At 35.6% G+C, this 1,171-nt stretch carries 2 protein-coding genes and 1 pseudogene; 2 read left to right on the top strand and 1 reads right to left on the bottom strand.

The features are described from left to right. Nucleotides 1–606 (top strand): annotated as a pseudogene (locus tag ACIQCE_RS16340) (hypothetical protein); the annotation flags it as partial. Between the two features lie 11 nt (nt 607–617). After that, on the top strand, nt 618–1,034 hold the full coding sequence (locus tag ACIQCE_RS16335; RefSeq protein ID WP_400496072.1) for an immunity 70 family protein: 417 nt from the start codon (nt 618–620) through the stop codon (nt 1,032–1,034). Nucleotides 1,035–1,083: 49 nt separating this feature from the next. Here the strand turns inward: ACIQCE_RS16335 and ACIQCE_RS16330 are convergent, their stop codons facing one another. Next, nucleotides 1,084–1,167, bottom strand: a complete 84-nt coding sequence (locus tag ACIQCE_RS16330) for an IS3 family transposase (protein ID WP_400496073.1) — start codon at nt 1,165–1,167, stop codon at nt 1,084–1,086. Between the last annotated feature and the right edge of the window lie 4 nt (nt 1,168–1,171).

Here is a 1,171-nt window from a genome sequence, read left to right as displayed (position 1 = left end):
AAGACATCGCAAAAGTCTTTTGACGCATTGAAAACCTCCCAAAAAGGCTTATATGGTCTCACCGCCGCCAACGGCTTCAGCGAAGCGATTACAGGTAGAGACATGTTTGGAAATAAAATATCTGATGAACAACGTCAGAATAGTCTTAATCAAGCTCTCGGTGTTCTTGGTGGATTTGGATTACATGGGATGAGCAAAAAGTTAAACATAACAAATCCTAGTGTTCCTAAAAGACCGTCCTGGAGACAATCTGAAATCGATATTGGCAAAGAGTATCCTGGATATAAAGATCAAGTATCTTTCAAAGATAGAACTGAAGTAAAACATGGGACAAAGAATAGTTCTCGACCAGACTTTTATGATACTTTGCATAGTATTGAAGTGAAAAATTATAAATTGACCACATCATCAGGAAGAAGTAATCTTGTTAGAATAGTCTCCAATCAATTTAACAAAAGATTAAAAGACTTGCCTGAAGGAACCAAACAAACTGTTATAATAGACGTACGTGGTCAAACTGTATCCAGAGATGTTTTAAGAGATGTTAAACGAAAAATAGACGAAAGAACAGATAGTAAAGCTGAAATAATATTTAAAATGGATTGAAGGTGTAAGATATGACTGTAGGTTTTATGGTTGACTGTTTTTTCTATGAGGCCGGACATGGTGATTTTGTTCATTCATTCTTTTCAACAATCTCATATCACTTAGAAAAAGATGGTTGGGGAACAAAATACCCTCTGTTAATGAATAACTTATATCATGATAAATTAGAGTGGTCAGACGTTCCAGCAGCAAGAGAAAATTTAAAAGAAATTGAAGGAGAACTTTCAAAACTTCCTCCTGAAAAGGTTATTTGGGATATTGAAGACTTAACAAAAAACCCTCCTTGGGGAGATAACATAAGTCCGAAAGTAACCAACTTATCAAATTATTTTGCAACAAACGACGGCCAGACTTTCTTCGAGGTACTATATAAGGCGATGGATGCTTCAGAAGAGGACAAATGTGATATGACTATCCGAAATGTATAAAAGACCCTTTATTAGTCTTACCCTTGTCAAGTAGACAAATACAAAAAGCCTAAGCTGCCAGTGTGTGACGGTATTCTACTGGAGCACACTGGTTTAATTTTTTCTGGAATCGATCGTGATTATAGAATTGAATGTAT

Source organism: Bacillus sp. NPDC093026, from assembly GCF_044754665.1.
GTDB lineage: Bacteria > Bacillota > Bacilli > Bacillales > Bacillaceae > Bacillus > Bacillus maqinnsis.
Note: the sequence above shows the minus strand (reverse complement) of the source record. Positions and strands in the feature narration are given on the sequence as shown.